We start from the raw sequence: 15,012 nt of genomic DNA on the forward strand, positions 1-15,012 counted from the left end.
CCCCGCCGAAGCGGGGCTCTCCCTTAGCAGGCCGGTAAGCCGGATTCTGTCGTGCGCAGCCATCCATCTCGTGCGACCTACCTGGACCTTGACGGGCCGCCTACGAACGGTCCTGCTCGGTCTTGCACCGGGTGGGGTTTACCTGGCCGCCGCGTCGCCGCGACGCCGGTGCGCTCTTACCGCACCTTTTCAACCTTGCCTGTGCGGCCGGATCGAGACCCGTCCGCCATCGGCGGTGTATTTCTGTGGCACTTTCCCGCGGGTTTCCCCGGGTCGGCTCCCCGACCACCCTGCCCTACGGTGTCCGGACTTTCCTCGAACGGGTCAAGCCCGTCCGCGGCTGCGTAGCCTGCCGCACCAACGATAGTCGACCGCCCCCGTCCGAGGACGGTGCCTCGGCCCCGACGAACCGCCGATCGCGAGCGCCACGGACGACGGACCACGGCAGCGCCCTCCCGACGCTGCCGAGCCCCTACGCCCCGCCGGGCGCGACGTGCGCCCGGGGCGAGCATCCCCACCCGGCGTCCGCGCCCACGAAGGTCGCGTCGTCCGGGCGGGGAACCTCAACCAACCTTCCGCAACACCCCCACGACCTTGCCGAGTACGCGCGCCTCCCGCGAGCGAATCGGCTCCATGTCGGGGTTCTCCGGCTGCAGCCGGATGTGGTCGCTTTCGCGGAAGTATCGCTTGACCGTGGCGTCCTCGCCGACCAGGGCGACGACGATCTCACCGTCCCGGGCGGTCTCCTGGCGGCGGACGACGACCAGGTCGCCCTCGAGGATGCCGGCGCCGATCATCGACTCGCCACGGATCCGCAGCAGGTACTCGCCCTCCTCGCCGCCGGCCAGGTCGGGCACGGGCACGTGCTCCTCGACCTGCTCCTCGGCCAGGATCGGAGCACCGGCCGCGACCATGCCGACGAGCGGCAGGCGGTGCGACTGGCCGACCGCGCTGCGGACGCCCTCGACGGCCTGCTCGACCCCGCGACCGAGCAGCTCGATCGCGCGCGGCTTCGACGGGTCGCGTCGCAGCAGGCCGAGCTTCTCCAGGTTCGCGAGGTGCGCGTGGACGGTCGACGAGCTCGCGAGGCCGACGGCCTTGCCGATGTCGCGTACGGTCGGTGGATAGCCGTTGCTCGTGGTGTATCGACGGATGAAGTCGAAGATCTCTTGCTGGCGCTTCGTCAGGTCCATGGTGCCCCGGGTGGATCGAACGTGTGTTCGCGACACTATCGGGCCGTCCGGCGGCAAGCAACCCGGGCGCCCCGCGCCGCACCCCGATCGACGGTCGCCCCGCACCCCGAGCACCCCGATCGACAGTCACCCACGCCCCGATCGCCCGCCACCCGCGACCCGATCGACGGTCACCCGCCCGCGCTCCAGCCGATGCGCCAGGCCCTCCCCGACCCCCGAACGACCCCCGAAGGACCCCCGAGCGACGCCGAATACCGCTTGCCCAGGGGTGATCCGACCCCTTTGGAGACCGCGCGGCATTTCTCGAACGACCTGTCTAAACTCCTCCGTCCTGCGCCAATGGCGGAATTGGTAGACGCGCAAGGTTGAGGGCCTTGTGGGGGATAACCCCGTGGAGGTTCGAGTCCTCTTTGGCGCACCTCGCAGGACAGAAGAGCCCCGGGTCCACGGACCCGGGGCTCTTCTGCTTTCTGGGCGGCTTCGCGGCCGGTCCGGGCTCGACCCGACCCGAGATCTGCCGTCCCCGACGGCACCCGGTCGGCCGAGCGTCGCTCCGTCGCCCTCCTCCTCGCCGCCCCTCCGCGCTGCCGCGGCGACGTGGCCGCGGCGGTCAGGCAGCAGCGGCGACCACCGGCCGCAGCCGCCCGTCGATGATCTCGACGACGCGATCGGCCCGTTCGAGCTGGTCGCGATCGTGGGTGACGAGCACGGTCGCCGTCCCCCGCCGGACCGTCAGGTCGGCCAGCAGCTCGACGATCGCCGCCCCACGCTCGCGATCGAGCGCGCTCGTCGGCTCGTCGACCAGCAGCACCGCGGGATCGTTCATCAGCGCACGCGCGATGTTCACCCGCTGCCGCTGGCCACCCGAGAGCTGGTGCGGCCGCCGTCCGGCCTGATCCGCGATCCCGACCGCCTCCAACAGCCCGATTGCGCGCTCGCGGGCCGCCCGCGGCGAACGACCAGCGAGGTGCGCCATCACCTGCAGCTGCTCGACCGCGGTCAGCGAGGCGATCAGGTTCGGCTGCTGGAAGACCATCCCGATCGCCTCGCGCCGGACCGTCGTCCGCCGACCGCGGCTCAGGCCGGTCGTCGTCACGCCGTCGATCACGACCCGCCCCCGATCGGGAGCGACCAGCGTCGCGGCGACCGCGAGCAGGCTCGACTTGCCCGACCCCGACGGGCCGATCACCGCCGTCATGCTGCCGGCGGGCACGGTCAGGTCGACCGCGTCGAGCGCGGTCAGGCGGTGCGCGCCGTCGGGATAGGTCAGCGTGACGCCGTCCAGGATCAAGCTCATCGTGCGTTCCCCAGCGCGACCAGCGGATCGACCGCGGTGATCCGCCGGATCGCGAGACCCGCGCCGACCGCGCCGAGCACGGTCAGCACCACCGCCGGCACCAGCACGGTCGTCGCGTCGAGCACGAACGGCACCGCCCCGGACGCGGCCGCACCGACCAGCGTGGCGATCGCGCCCCCGAGCGCGGTACCGCCGACCAGCAGCACGACGGCCTGACCGAGCGCGTCCCGCAACAGGTAGCTCGTCGAGGCCCCCAGCGCCTTGAGGACCGCGACGTCGCCGCTGCGCTGGATCGTCCAGACGCTGAAGAACGCCCCGACGACCAGGGCCGAGATCGCGAACAGGAGCCCGCGCATCAGCTGCAGCGAGCGGTGCTCCGCGGCGTACGACCCGATCGCCGAGAGCGCGTCGGCGCGGGTGACCGTGCGTGTTCCCAGCCGACCGTCGGCCGCGGCCAACCCCGCGCTGGAGTCGGTCGTCAGCGCGATCGCCGTCGCCCGGTCGCCCGCCCCACCCGGCGTCAGCTGCCGCCAGTCGGCGAGGCTCATCCAGACCACCGGCGTGTGGCTGTAGGAGGCGTCGCCGGCGATCGCGGCGACCGTCAGCCGGCGACCGGCGATCGTCAGCGGAGCCCCGACCCGTACGTCGAGCGCGTCCGCCGCCCCCTGCGCGAGCACCACCCGACCGGGCTCGATCCGCCCGCCCTCGGGGGCCAACCCCGCCCCGGCCCCGACCCCGAACGCCGAGAGCGCCGCGGTCCGCGCCCCGGACTCCGCCCTCGTGGTCGCGACCCCGAGCAGCTCGGCGCCGGTGACCCCGGGAACCGCCCGCCACCGTCGCCGCAGGCGCTCGTCGACGGTCGACTCCGTGAACGAGACCGGCTGCCCGTCGGCGGGCGCGGAGAAGGCCAGGTGGTCGGCGGGCAGGTCGGCGATCGCCGAGGTGCTCTCCCGCCCGAGGCCGGCGGTCAGCCCCGAGAGCAGGACCACGAGCAGCGTCAGCAGCACGATCACCGAGCCCATCAGGGCGAACCTCCCCCGGGCGAACCGCAGGTCCCTTCCCGCTACGAACATCGGCGCTCCGCGTCCTTCCTCGATGGCCACCGTGGTGGTGGCCGGAGTTCGCGACCGAGTCTGCCCGCGCGGGCGCCGGGGCACATCGCGCGGCCGCACGCTCCTCGCGAACCAAAGGAGGGAGCCGCAGCTCCACCTTTCGGACGATGCGCGGCGACCGCTCCAGCCGTAGCGTGTAGCTGTCGTGAACGCTTCCGCAGGGACCCCGACGCTGCGCGCCCTGCGCCTCGGCCTGCACCTGCTGGTGGCGGCGTTGCTGCTGCTGGTCGCGGGCCGCGCCGTCGCCGACGACGCCGCGAACGCGTCGGCGATCGTCGCCACCACGGCGGTGCTGGCCGCCGTCTACGCCGGCGGAACGGGACTCGCCCGCGTGCGCCGCTCCCCGACCGCCCGGCTCGCCTGGTTGGCCCTCCTCTGCGGTGTCTGGCTGGTACTCGTGGCCCTCACCCCCGACGGCACCTGGCTCGCCTTCCCCCTGTTCCTGGTCCAGCTGCACCTGCTTCCGGCGCGCGCGGGCGTCGCCGCCGTGCTCGCGACCACGGTCGTCGCGGTCGCGGCCTTCGCGGCCCACCGCGACGCGTTCACGGCCGCAGCGGTGATCGGCCCGACCATCGGGGCGGCGGTCGCGATCGCCGCCGTGCTCGGGTACCAGGCGCTCTATCGCGAGAGCGAGCAGCGACGTCGGCTGATCGAGCAGCTCGACGCGACCCGTGGCGAGCTGGCCGTGACCGAGCACCGGGCCGGGGTCGCCGCTGAGCGCGAGCGGCTCGCGCGCGAGATCCACGACACCCTCGCCCAGGGCCTGACCAGCATCCAGCTGCTGCTGCGGGCGGCCGAGCGGGCGTTGCCCGGGACGCCCGAGGCCGCCGCCGGCCACGTCCGACTCGCCCGCGAGGCCGCCCAGGAGAACCTCGCCGAGGCCCGCCGCTTCGTCCACGCGCTGACCCCGCCCGACCTCGAGCGCGGCTCGTTGCCCGCCGCCCTCGAACGACTCTGCGCCACGACCGCCGACCGCTCCGGACTGATCGTCGAGCTCCACCTCAGCGGCGACCCGTTCCCGGTCGCCACCCCGTACGAGGCCGCGCTGCTGCGGATCGCCCAATCGGCCCTGGCCAACGGCGTCCAGCACGCCCGCGCCGAGCGGGTGACGGTCACGCTCAGCTACATGGACGAGGACGTCGCGCTCGACGTGATCGACGACGGCATCGGCTTCGACCCCGACCACGTCGCCCCGGTCGACCGCGACGGTGGCTTCGGGCTCGGCACGATCCGCGCTCGGGTCCGGGCCCTTGGCGGCACGTTCAGCGTCGAGTCCGCTCCGGGGCAGGGAACCGCGGTCGCGGTCCTCCTCCCCCGCGCCCGCGACGATGCCGACGAGCTCGGGCTCGACCAGCCCGGCGACGGCCGCGCTCTCCGGGACGACGCCAACGAGCCCGGACCCACACCCGCATGAGCGACGACCCGATCCGCCTGCTGCTCGCCGACGACCACACCGTCGTCCGGGCCGGCTTGCGCGCCGTGCTCGAGACCGAGCCGGACCTGCGCGTGGTCGCCGAAGCGGCGACCGCCGAGGAGGCGATCTCGCGGGCCGCCGAGGGCGGGATCGACGTCGTGCTGATGGACCTGCAGTTCCGCGGCGGGATGCACGGAGCGGAGGCCACCGCCGCGATCACCGCGAACCCGGACGGACCGCGGGTACTGGTCCTGACCACCTACGACACCGACGTCGACATCCTCGCCGCGATCGAGGCCGGCGCCAGCGGCTACCTGCTGAAGGACACCGCCCCCGACGAGCTCGCCCAGGCGATCCGCACGGCCGCCGCCGGCCAGTCCGCGCTGGCGCCGGCCGTCGCCCATCGGCTGATGGGCCGGCTCCGCGATCGCGGCAGCGCGCTCAGCCCGCGAGAGACCGAGGTCCTGCAGCTCGTGGCCGACGGACTCTCGAACCAGCAGATCAGCAAGCGGCTGTTCCTCAGCCAGGCCACGGTCAAGTCCCACCTCGTCCACGTCTACGCCAAGCTCCGGGTCGACTCCCGGACCGCCGCCGTCGCCACGGCTGCGGCCCAGGGCCTGATCCGACGCTGAGCTCGGCTGAGGCGGACTACGCCGCGACCGTCTGCGACTTGACGGACGGGCCGTCGCCGCCCGGACCCCACATCGCGACCGCCACCTCCGGCAGGTCCTCGTAGCCCTCGTCACGGTCGAGGCTGCGCTGCACCAGCGCGCACATCTCGCCGACGAAGACCTCGAAGTAGACCCCCGGCGCCGGCGCGGAGCAGCACCGGTCCCACTGCTCGCGCATCAGCGCGAGGACCCGCTCGCGCGCCCGCTCACGTCCCTCGCGCAGGGCCGGCGAACGCTCGCCGGCGACGGTCGCGCCGAGCAGCGGGCACCGCCGCACCGCGTCGGGGTCCGTCCGCGCGACATCGGCCATCGCGGCCATCCCGTCGCGGAGCGATGTCCGCCAGGTCTCGCCGCCGACGAACGCCGCCGCCCACACATCGAGCGGCCCGTCGAGGCCGGCGGCGATCCGGTCATGGTGCTGCTTCATGGCTCACTGTCCCTCCCCTGGTTACGCTGGCCCGGGCGCCAGCGCGCTTGCTTCCTACTTCGCGTAGGTATACACCCAACGAATACGACGTAGGCCATTTGTCGTCCAGAGCCACGAGTCCGCCGCGAGGACGGTCGTTCGACACGGTGTCAGCCACGACGCCGGCACGGGCCGGGCACCGCCGCCGAGGCCGGATGGACAGCCGGCCGAGTCGGTACTATCGACAGTCGTGAGCAACAGTCCTGGCCACGGGCGCCGCGCAGACCAGCTCCCGGCGGGTCGGCACGGAATTCCCCGGGAGGCGGTCGTTCGGAATCAGCACGACCGGATCTTCCGGGCCGTGATCGACATCAGCAGCATCGCCGGCTACGGCCCGATGTCGGTCGAGGACATCATCAGCACCGCGGGGATCTCCCGGCGCACGTTCTACGACTACTTCCCCAACAAGGAGACGGTCTTCCTCGAGTGCTTCGACCGGGTCACCGAGCAGCTGCGGGAGACGGTCCAGGCCGCCTACGACAGCGCCGCCGATCCGACCGATCGGGCGGTCGCCTGCGCGACCGCGCTGGTCGAGTTCGTCGCCGAGGATCCGGCCCGGGCCGAGATGGGCCTGGTCGAGGTGCTGGCGGCCGGCCCGGAGGCGATCGCCCGGCGCAACCAGACGATGGCCTTCCTCGCCGACCTGCTGCGCCAGGCCATCGAAGAGCTCCCGGGCGTGACCAACATCGCCCCGCTGACCGCGGAGACGATCATCGGCGGCCTCTACGAGGTCCTCTACACCCGGGTCGTCCGCGGCGAGACCGCCACCCTCGTGGCGCTGGTCCCCGACCTGGTCCATGCGCTGGCGTTGCCGTACATCGGGTACGACACCGCCAACCAGATGCGCGACCAGATCCAGCGGCGCAGGCCCGAGCGCGACCCGCTCGACACGCCCCACCCGGCGTAGGACGGCGAGCGCGGGACGCACGACCGGCCGGTTGAGGTTGCGTGCGTTGCACGCACGCCAACCTCAACCGATCGCCCTACGGTCCGCTCAGCGGGACCGCTTCGCTCGCTTGGCCGGCTTCGCCGTGACCGTCTTGCGCAGCCTGACCGTCTTCTGCCCGGCCGCCTGCGGTACGTAGGTCACCGTCAGGCCGATCTTGACCGCCTTGCCGCGCGACAACGCACGACGGGCCGCCGCGCTCAGCCGTGGCTTGAGCGTCGCCGCGTCCGACTGGCTGATCCGACGCGAGGCGGCCCGCAGGCCGCCGCCCTTGACGCTCAGCTTGCCGCCGCCGATGCCGCTGACCCGCACCGTCACCGCCGTCGGCCCGACCTTGGCCTCGGCGATCGCCGGACGGCAGTCGGGGGCCGCGACGTGCAACGTCCGGGTCCGCCGCGCGCCGTTCTGCCCGTCGTAGGTGACCCGGGTCCCCTTCGACGACGCGCAGACGTCGGTGTTCGACCGCAGGATCCCGCGGCTCCCGCCGTCGATCTTCAGGTGCATCCGTCGGATCGGCGCGTCGGGGACCGCGTTGAACGTCGTCGTCAGCTGCCCAGCCGAGTCGGCGAACGAGGTGTCGCCGTACAGGTCGAGCGGAACGCCCTCGCCGTCGAGCTTCATGTAGAGCTTGGGCAGCACGGTCAGGACCCGACCGTCGGGCAGCGTGCGGGTGCTCTTGACGATGTAGATCGTCCCCTTGAGCGGTTGGTGGAGCGCGACCGTCTCCGCCTCGACCTCACCGACGATCGCCGACGCCGGGCAGGCCCGAGCAGCAGCCTGTTCCGGCATGCAGATCCGGTCGTCCTTGGTGTGGCGGATGTCGAGCCCGACCCCCGCCGGCAGCGTCACCCGAACGGTCTTCAGGCCGCTCTGGCCCGGGGTCTGACTCATCTCCGCCTCGAGCCCGGGATTCCTCAGCTTCTGCAGTTCGGCCCGGCCGCCCGTGAACCGCATCGCCAGCTTCGGGTCGAGCGGCAGGTTCGCGCAGCCGCTGGCCTGATAGGGGACGCTGGCGTGGGCGGTCGCCCCCGCGAGGCTGGTGAACCGCGCCGTCACCGCCCGCGGGGTGCAGTCGGTCGCGTTGAACGTGAAGCCCGGTCGGTCGAGCGTGATGCTGACCGCCCGGACGTTGAGCGGCACGCCGCCGAGGATCGTCGGCAGCGGATCGGCCGGCGCACTCGCCTTGGCGTTGCCCGCGTCGACGGTCAGCGGCGAGCGGACGACGACCTTGCCCAGGTCGAACGGCCCCGCCTTGGCGTCGACCACGATCGAGAGCGAGAACGGCGCGCCCTTGTAGGGCCCGCCGAGCGAGACGTCGCCGCCGAGCGAGAACGGATGCGCTCCCGCTCCGGCCGAGATCGTCGTGCGCCCGACGTGCGACTCCGCGCCGCAGGTGCCGGCGGCCGCCTGGGCCTCGGGGCACAACGGCACGCTGCCGAGCGCGGCCAGCAGACCGGAGGGCAGGTCGACCGCGATCCCGGCCAGCGGCTGGTCGTTCGCGTCGCGGCGGACGGTGAACGTGAACGGCGAGAAGCTGCCCGCCGCCGGGTTCAAGGTTCCGGCCTCGAAGCGCGGCGCGAAGCGGCCGGTCGAGCAGTCCCGATCGGTGGTGAAGCTGTCGCTCCCCTCGACCGTCTTGCCCGACCACGAGCTGATCGTGTACTTGGTGGTGTGCTCGCCACAGGTCGGCGGGTTGGTCAGCGGGGCGCGGTCGCCGCCCATGAACCGCAGCTGCATCCGGTCGAACGGCAGCTCGGGGTTGTCCTCGAAGGTGGTCGTCAGCTGCCCCGTCTTCGGATCGGCCTTGATCGACCCGTGGAGCTTGACCCGGACGCCGGAGCCCTCGGCGACGAGCAGCAGCCGGTACATCTCGCCGGACTGCGGGTCGCCGGACCGTTGCTCGCCGATGTAGAGCGCGCCGGTCAGCGGCTCGTCGACGACCGGGCTGTTGACGCTGACGGTGCCGACCTTGGCGCTGTCCGGGCAGGCCGGCGCGTTGCGGGTCCCGAACCCGAGTTGCTCGTCGGAGCAGGCCGTCAGGCCGTCGGCCGCGGACGGCGAGATCGCCACCCCCTCGGGCAGCGTCACCGACGCGGTCCGCATCGCCGACGCCGAACGGCCGTCGGGGTCCTCGTCGCCCTCGCGCGGGATCCGGAGGTCGACGTCGAACCCGGCCGGCGAACCGGCCGCCGCCGAATCGGGCCGGACCGACAGCGACGGATCGAACGGGACCGCGTCGCAGCCCTCGAACGTCATCGGCTCCGAGAGGGCGGTCGAGAAGACGCCCGGGTCCTGCCAGGCATCGACCCGTGCCGTGATCGGTTGCGCGACGCCACACCGCGTCGGATTGGTCAGGAACGGACGTCGCGGCTGCGTGCTGGGGCAGAGCTCGCCCGTCGGCCCGTCGAGTCCGATGCAGCGGTAGGTGTAGACGTCGTCGCCCTCGCTGACCCGCTGGTTGTCGTGCGACGGATCCGCCGGCACGCCCCACAGCTTCGCCTGGACGTTCACGATCGGGAGCGCCGACGGCATGTTGGCGAGCACCGCCGTGATCCCGTAGTCCCCGTCCTCCCGCACTTCGAAGTCGATCGTCGGGGTGCTGTTTCCTTGAGCGGAGAAGGCGAGGCGTGCGATCGTTCCCGGGCGACGTTCGACGTTGTAGATCGGGCCGGAGTACGGGAGCGTGAAGACCCAATACGCGATGTCGAACCGCACCACGCCGACCTGGGTCGACTCGGGGCAGACGTTCTGCCGTAGGCGCGGCAACGAGCAGACGGGCAGCTGAGGATTCCCGACCATGCCCGGAGGCAGCTCGAGGTCGACCGTCCGCATCATGCCCCTCGGCTCCTGCCCGCCCTCGTCCCGAGCGGGATCGAGGTTCAGCGCCAGATCGCCGTGGGCGCCGGCCAGGAGCGACTGCGGCGTCGCGGAGAAGCCCCCGATCAGTCCCTCGGCCGAGGCCGGACCGGCGGAGAGGGCCAACGTGGCGACGGCAGCCAGCAGGGTCGGCAGCAGCCGCCGAACGGAGTTGCGGTTCACGACCAGCGCCCTTCTCGTCTTGGGAGTACGACCGGCGGGGCGCATCAGCGTCGCCCCCCGACCAGGACCAACGTCAGCCGCTGGGTTCGCGCCCCGGCCAACGACACGGAGACGCGGATCGAGAGTCGTTTCCGCGACCGCAGCTCGCGGCGTGCGCCGCTCGTCAGCCGCAGCAGCGGTCGGATCTTCGATTCCGTGCCAACGGCGGTCGCGCTGCCTTGCAGCGCCGTCCGCGTCTTGCCCCCGACTCGGGCCGTGCCCCGGACCGTCACGGGCCCGCCCCCCTGCACGGCGACGCTCAGCCGCAGCCGTCCGCTGCGCGCGAGCGTGCGCCGCTGCGCCGCCGACGGCTTCGTCACGCGGAGCGTCGGCTGGGCCGGCGTCACCGACGGGATCGCGTTACCAAGGGCGGCCGGACCCGAGCTCCCGACGAGCGGATCGCCGGGAGGCGGCATGCCCGGACCGCGACAGCCCTCTCCCTCACACGGCGTGGGAGGCGGATCGATCGTGAACCCACCCCCGATCCGTGCCGCGAACCACTGGCGCTCGCTGACGCCGAACGAATCGGAAGCCAGCGGGTCGTCCGAGGTCAGGAAGATCGTCTTCCCGGACGGACTCACCAGCACCGGTGTGTTGTGCGAGGTCGCTCCGGAGACCACCAGCGCGAGGCCGGCACCGTCGCGCCAGCGGTACGCGTTCGCGCGGTTCGTGGTGTAGCCCTCGACCGCATCCTCCGTGAGCTTGTTCTGCGTGGAGAAGGCGACGGTCCGGCCGTCCTCCGAGATCGAACCGCGGCGTCCCGCGAGGCCGTACGCGTTCCGCGCCACCTCGGCGCCGCTGGCTCCCAAGCTGCTCAAGGTCGCGTAGGTGATCAGGCCCGCACCGCTCCCGCAGGAGACGCACTGCGGGGCCATCGGCGCCGCGTTGTCGGCCGTCCTCGCCACGTGCAGCTGCATGATCGCCGCGGCCGCCGAGCTCGGGGCCCGACTGTAGACGACCGCCGTTCCGTCCAATGTCATCTGGAACTGCGCGTTTTTTGCGAGCCCGATCACGCCCGGAACGTCCGGGTCCACCGGCTCGATCGTCTGGCCGTCGTAGACGTACAGTCCGTGGGCGATTCCGCTGTCCATCATCAGGTAGACGTGATCGGCCAGCGGTGACACCGCGATCGACTGATTCGCCGCGGCCTGCGGCGTGTAGAGGGTCATGCTGCTCCCGCAGGTCACGCACGCGAGGCTGGTGCGGCTCTCCGTGCCGATTCCCGCGCGATAGAGGTCCGGCGTGGTGTCGAGATCGTCGGACGTCAGCGCACCGTCGGTCACCAGGTAGGCCGTGTTCCCGTCGGCGGATGCCCCCACGAAGGAGACCGGCCGATCGGGCTCGGCCACGCCGTCGGCGGGAGCCGATACGCGAATCGTCTCTATCCCGCGGCGGGCGTAGACCTGCGACGGCTCGGGGCAACTCGCCCCGACCGGCGGGCTCTGTACGAACGCCGTCGCACCGTCGGCCGAGAGGCTGTTCGGGTTGACCGAGACGATCGGCAACGCCTCACCGCTGCTCCTCGCCAGAGCCGCGCCGCAGGCGCTCAGCGGCTGCCCGTCCTCGGTCACTCCAACCGGTGTCACCGCCCCGCTCTGCTTCCACCGGTACACCTGCGGGTACCCGACCGGCTCGCCGTCGGGCCCTACGGTGCTGCGGTAGACGATCGTCCCGCCGTCGGCGCTCATCGCCCCGTACTCGAGCGACTCGCCGTTGCCGTTGTCGTACTGCGCCCCCGTGATTCCCGCGACGCGCCCGATCTCGCCGGAGGGTGCACGCCTCAGCAGCTGGAATCCCGGGTTGTAGGCACTCGGCCCGAAGGCCGTGCCTGGCTGCACCTCCATCACCGTCGTCTGCGCGTCGCTTGTCGCATCGATGGCGACCTCGACGCCGCCGTTCTTGCCGGGCGCGCTGGGGCTGTGCAGCGGCGAGGACCGCCAGCCGCCAGCCGTGCGCTCGCTCAAGAACCAGCGTCCGGCACCCGTACGGCCATCTCCCAGTCCTTCGGCGTAGCTGCCCCAGAGGAACCGCTCGTCGTCGATGGCGACCGGCGCCTGAGGGAAGACGCCATCGACGGCACGCCCGTTGGTCGCCCCGCGACTGACCAACTCGAACGCTCTCCCGTCGGGTGGACCGGCGGCCTCGGCCTGCCCGGGCGCCAACGCCACGAGCAGGGTCACGCTACACAACGCCATGCGACGCATCACGCCTCAACTCCCCTTCGACGACTCGTTCGCGACCGCCGTGCGGGCGCCATCTCCACATTCGCCATGCTGTCCGACCCTGGAGTAGCACCGAGGCCACGAACACCGATCGGCTGACACGCTCGACGAGACACCTACGACGCCCAGAAGTTCGTCGCGGCCGTCACCGCAAGGCCATCGACCTTGGTGATCTGCGCGTCTGCCGTGAGGGCCACGACGGCCGGGAGAGCGCAGCCCCCGAGGGACTTGTTGAACGGTCCCGCCAACACCGCCTTGACCTGGGAGCCTCCCGAGACGTTCTTCACGAAGAACCCGGACGGCGAGCTCGGTGCCTGGTAGCCCGTCGCGCACCCGAGGGCAGAGGTCACCGCCACCCCGGCCGTCGACCAGTTCACCATATGCGCCGGGAAGCCACTCGGAGCGGCTGGACTGGTCGCCCCGAAACGCCACGGCAAGCCACCGACGACGAGCGAGAACGGGCCGATGAGCAGCGCTCGGCAGCCGGTGAACGTCACGCTCGTCACCTTGAGCTCGGGCCCGGCCGACCGTACGACCTCACCCGTAGCCGTCGCCGCCGTACAGGTCGCGAACCTGGCGCCTCCCGCGCTTTCGACGATCGTGACGTTAGGCGCGGTGGCCTCGAAGGTCGTCCCCGCGGGCACCGGAGCGCCACTCACCTCGAACGAGATCTCGGCCGGTGTTGCCGACGCCGATGCCACCCCGAGACCAAGCATCGATGCCACGCCACCCGCAACAACACCCATCTGTATACGCATATTCCTCTCTCCTCCGGCAAATCAGGCGGCCAACCGGCAGCCATCCCACAAACACCGCGTGTGGGCGCCCAGCGGGCGCCCACACTTCAATCACGACTCGATCACGAGCGATCGACGCGCACCACGGGTTCCACCTACGAGGCCCAGAAGTTGGTCGCCGTCGTGACGGCGGCGCCGTTGACCTTAGTAATCGTGATGTCACCCGAAATGCCAGCAACGGCCGGGAGCGCGCAGCCGCCGGCCGCCTTGTTCAGGGGGCCCGCCTTGATGCCCTTGACCACGGAACCCTTGGCCGGGACCGGGGGCGCTGCCGGCGTTGCCGCCGTGTTGTTCACGAAGAAACCGGTCGGCGAGCTCGGCACGGAGTAGCTCGTCGTGCACCCGAGCGACGAGGTGATCGAGGCCCCCGCCGTCGACCAGTTAGTCATGGACGCCGGGAAGCCGTTGGCGCCAGCAGGCTTAGTAGCGCTGAAGTACCACGGCAGACCCGAGGTGGCGACCGAGAACGGGCCGATGATCGGCGAGCTGCAGCCGACGAACGAGAGGGCGTTCACCCGCAGCTCGTCGACGCCGCTGAGCCGCGTGACGATGCCCGTAGCGGTCACGGTCGTGCAGGTCGCGGCCGTGTTGCCCGTCGTGTAGTCCACCAGCTTGCCGTTCGTGGCCGTGGCCTCGAACGTCGTGCCCTCCGGCACCGACGTCCCGGGGCTTCCCTCCCAAGTAATCTGCACCGGGGTCGCCGACGCGGACGCGGCGCTGATGCCCATGACCAACGCCGCGCTACCCGCGACGAGGATTGACTTCTTGATACGCATCTATCTACTCCTCTTTTTTTGAATTGCACTTCGTTCCCACCCGGAGCCCCGCTCCGATCTGATAGAGCGGGGCAACAACCGGTGGGAAAGGGGTCTACTACTCGCTCGCGGTGACGGCAGCGGCCGTCGCGACGCGGGCGGAGCCGTCCATCCGAGCCGAGCTCACGCCCGGGTTCGCCGACAGGCCGATCATCGCGTTCACGATCGGCGTGATGATCAGCTGGCTGACGATGCCGCCACAGTTGTGGGCCACCGGCGCGCGGAAGGTGTTGTCGACGAACGACACGCCGGAGACGAGGAAGAGGTTGCCGTCCGGGTCCTCCGACGTGACCGTGCCCTGCGTGCCGGTCATCGGCGGGACACCAGCCGGCGGCGACGTCGTACCGGACGTCACGTTGAGGGTCAGCGGATCACCGGCCCCGCCGATGTAGCAGCTGCCCCCCAGGAACGGGTTGCTCAACTTGATCCGCAGCGGCAGCTGCATGACCATGCCGTTCGAGCCCGTGAAGAAGTTGACGAAGTCGAACTTCACCGGCCCGACCAGCTCCGGCGTCGCAGTCACGTCGTTGGCCGTGTCGATCGCGAGCTGCGCCAGGTGACGGAACGGCCACGGCACCAGGTTCGGCGGGGTGATCCCGAGCAGGCCGCCCGGAACCTCGAGCGACACCCGCTCGAGCGTCTCCCCGTTGATGGCCGGGTAGAAGGTCGTCTGCCCGGTGCTGAAGTCCACGGTGTAGCCACCCTGCACGCGGATCCGCTTGTCGATCGGAACCGACTTGTTGCCCAGCTTGAAGCTGCCGCTGACCGTGTCGCTCAGCAGACACGACGCGACCGCCGGATTCGCCCGCGGACACTGCTTGAAGTCGGTGAAGAGCCCGGTTGGGGTCCCGGCCAGTGCCGGAGCGGCAGAAGCCAGGGCGAGCGCGGCACCGGCGCCGGCGGTGATCGCGAGTCGCCGGGTGCGGCGGGTGAATCGGGTGGTCATGCGGATCTCCTGTTCCTTGTGGGTCGAGACGCAGCGACGGGGACCTCAAGGGAAG

General features: G+C 71.6%; 12 protein-coding genes, 1 tRNA gene and 1 other RNA gene. 4 read left to right on the forward strand and 10 right to left on the reverse strand.

What is annotated here, in order from left to right; translation table 11 throughout:
• Positions 1 to 19: 19 nt before the first annotated feature.
• Positions 20 to 356: RNase P RNA component class A (rnpB, locus tag ACVUH9_RS16375), an RNA gene on the reverse strand.
• A gap of 207 nt (positions 357 to 563) precedes the next feature.
• Positions 564 to 1,193: a transcriptional repressor LexA gene (gene lexA / locus ACVUH9_RS16380; protein ID WP_475758795.1), complete on the reverse strand. Its 630-nt coding sequence runs from the start codon at positions 1,191 to 1,193 to the stop codon at positions 564 to 566.
• 333 nt (positions 1,194 to 1,526) lie between these two features.
• On the opposite strand from lexA, the gene ACVUH9_RS16385 reads away from it, so the two are divergent.
• Positions 1,527 to 1,611, forward strand: a tRNA-Leu gene (locus tag ACVUH9_RS16385).
• 192 nt (positions 1,612 to 1,803) lie between these two features.
• Here ACVUH9_RS16385 and ACVUH9_RS16390 read toward each other — a convergent pair.
• Together ACVUH9_RS16390 and ACVUH9_RS16395 are read right to left on the reverse strand one after the other, a co-directional pair.
• Positions 1,804 to 2,490, reverse strand: a complete 687-nt coding sequence (locus ACVUH9_RS16390) for an ABC transporter ATP-binding protein (RefSeq protein ID WP_475758796.1) — start codon at positions 2,488 to 2,490, stop codon at positions 1,804 to 1,806.
• Entirely contained in the window at positions 2,487 to 3,563 is a 1,077-nt protein-coding gene (locus tag ACVUH9_RS16395) for an ABC transporter permease (RefSeq protein ID WP_475758798.1), read from the reverse strand. Before ACVUH9_RS16395 ends, ACVUH9_RS16390 begins: the two co-directional genes overlap by 4 nt.
• Before the next feature lie 184 nt (positions 3,564 to 3,747).
• Between ACVUH9_RS16395 and ACVUH9_RS16400 the strand changes: the two genes are divergently transcribed.
• Both ACVUH9_RS16400 and ACVUH9_RS16405 read left to right on the forward strand, forming a co-directional pair.
• Positions 3,748 to 5,016, forward strand: a complete 1,269-nt coding sequence (locus tag ACVUH9_RS16400; protein WP_475758800.1) for a sensor histidine kinase — start codon at positions 3,748 to 3,750, stop codon at positions 5,014 to 5,016.
• Complete coding sequence (locus ACVUH9_RS16405; RefSeq protein ID WP_475758802.1) at positions 5,013 to 5,648, forward strand: response regulator; 636 nt, start codon at positions 5,013 to 5,015, stop codon at positions 5,646 to 5,648. Before ACVUH9_RS16400 ends, ACVUH9_RS16405 begins: the two co-directional genes overlap by 4 nt.
• Positions 5,649 to 5,664: 16 nt before the next feature.
• Here ACVUH9_RS16405 and ACVUH9_RS16410 read toward each other — a convergent pair whose 3' ends face one another.
• Complete coding sequence (locus ACVUH9_RS16410; protein WP_475758804.1) at positions 5,665 to 6,114, reverse strand: hypothetical protein; 450 nt, start codon at positions 6,112 to 6,114, stop codon at positions 5,665 to 5,667.
• A 229-nt stretch (positions 6,115 to 6,343) separates the two neighbouring features.
• Here ACVUH9_RS16410 and ACVUH9_RS16415 point away from each other — a divergent pair, with 229 nt between their 5' ends.
• Positions 6,344 to 7,060 carry a TetR/AcrR family transcriptional regulator gene (locus tag ACVUH9_RS16415; RefSeq protein ID WP_475758805.1) on the forward strand — a complete coding sequence of 239 codons (717 nt, stop codon included), beginning with the start codon at positions 6,344 to 6,346 and terminating at the stop codon, positions 7,058 to 7,060.
• 87 nt (positions 7,061 to 7,147) lie between these two features.
• On the opposite strand, the gene ACVUH9_RS16420 is transcribed toward ACVUH9_RS16415, so the two are convergent.
• The 5 genes from ACVUH9_RS16420 to ACVUH9_RS16440 form a co-directional block, all read right to left on the reverse strand.
• Entirely contained in the window at positions 7,148 to 10,138 is a 2,991-nt protein-coding gene (locus ACVUH9_RS16420; RefSeq protein WP_475758807.1) for a hypothetical protein, read from the reverse strand.
• Positions 10,139 to 10,182: 44 nt separating this feature from the next.
• Positions 10,183 to 12,357, reverse strand: a complete 2,175-nt coding sequence (locus ACVUH9_RS16425; RefSeq protein ID WP_475758809.1) for a hypothetical protein — start codon at positions 12,355 to 12,357, stop codon at positions 10,183 to 10,185.
• Positions 12,358 to 12,515: 158 nt separating this feature from the next.
• On the reverse strand, positions 12,516 to 13,157 hold the full coding sequence (locus tag ACVUH9_RS16430; protein ID WP_475758810.1) for a hypothetical protein: 642 nt from the start codon (positions 13,155 to 13,157) through the stop codon (positions 12,516 to 12,518).
• A 134-nt stretch (positions 13,158 to 13,291) separates the two neighbouring features.
• On the reverse strand, positions 13,292 to 13,972 hold the full coding sequence (locus ACVUH9_RS16435; RefSeq protein WP_475758812.1) for a hypothetical protein: 681 nt from the start codon (positions 13,970 to 13,972) through the stop codon (positions 13,292 to 13,294).
• A gap of 97 nt (positions 13,973 to 14,069) precedes the next feature.
• Positions 14,070 to 14,957, reverse strand: a complete 888-nt coding sequence (locus ACVUH9_RS16440) for a hypothetical protein (RefSeq protein ID WP_475758813.1) — start codon at positions 14,955 to 14,957, stop codon at positions 14,070 to 14,072.
• Positions 14,958 to 15,012: the final 55 nt, after the last annotated feature.

This window comes from Patulibacter ginsengiterrae (assembly GCF_056269115.1).

Coding starts and splice junctions, on each gene's coding strand:
- ACVUH9_RS16430 (WP_475758810.1), bottom strand. CDS start 13,157: ATGCGTATACAGATGGGTGTTGTTGCGGGTGGCGTGGCATCGATGCTT.
- ACVUH9_RS16390 (WP_475758796.1), bottom strand. CDS start 2,490: ATGAGCTTGATCCTGGACGGCGTCACGCTGACCTATCCCGACGGCGCG.
- ACVUH9_RS16410 (WP_475758804.1), bottom strand. CDS start 6,114: ATGAAGCAGCACCATGACCGGATCGCCGCCGGCCTCGACGGGCCGCTC.
- ACVUH9_RS16395 (WP_475758798.1), bottom strand. CDS start 3,563: ATGTTCGTAGCGGGAAGGGACCTGCGGTTCGCCCGGGGGAGGTTCGCC.
- ACVUH9_RS16405 (WP_475758802.1), top strand. CDS start 5,013: ATGAGCGACGACCCGATCCGCCTGCTGCTCGCCGACGACCACACCGTC.
- lexA (WP_475758795.1), bottom strand. CDS start 1,193: ATGGACCTGACGAAGCGCCAGCAAGAGATCTTCGACTTCATCCGTCGA.
- ACVUH9_RS16440 (WP_475758813.1), bottom strand. CDS start 14,957: ATGACCACCCGATTCACCCGCCGCACCCGGCGACTCGCGATCACCGCC.
- ACVUH9_RS16435 (WP_475758812.1), bottom strand. CDS start 13,972: ATGCGTATCAAGAAGTCAATCCTCGTCGCGGGTAGCGCGGCGTTGGTC.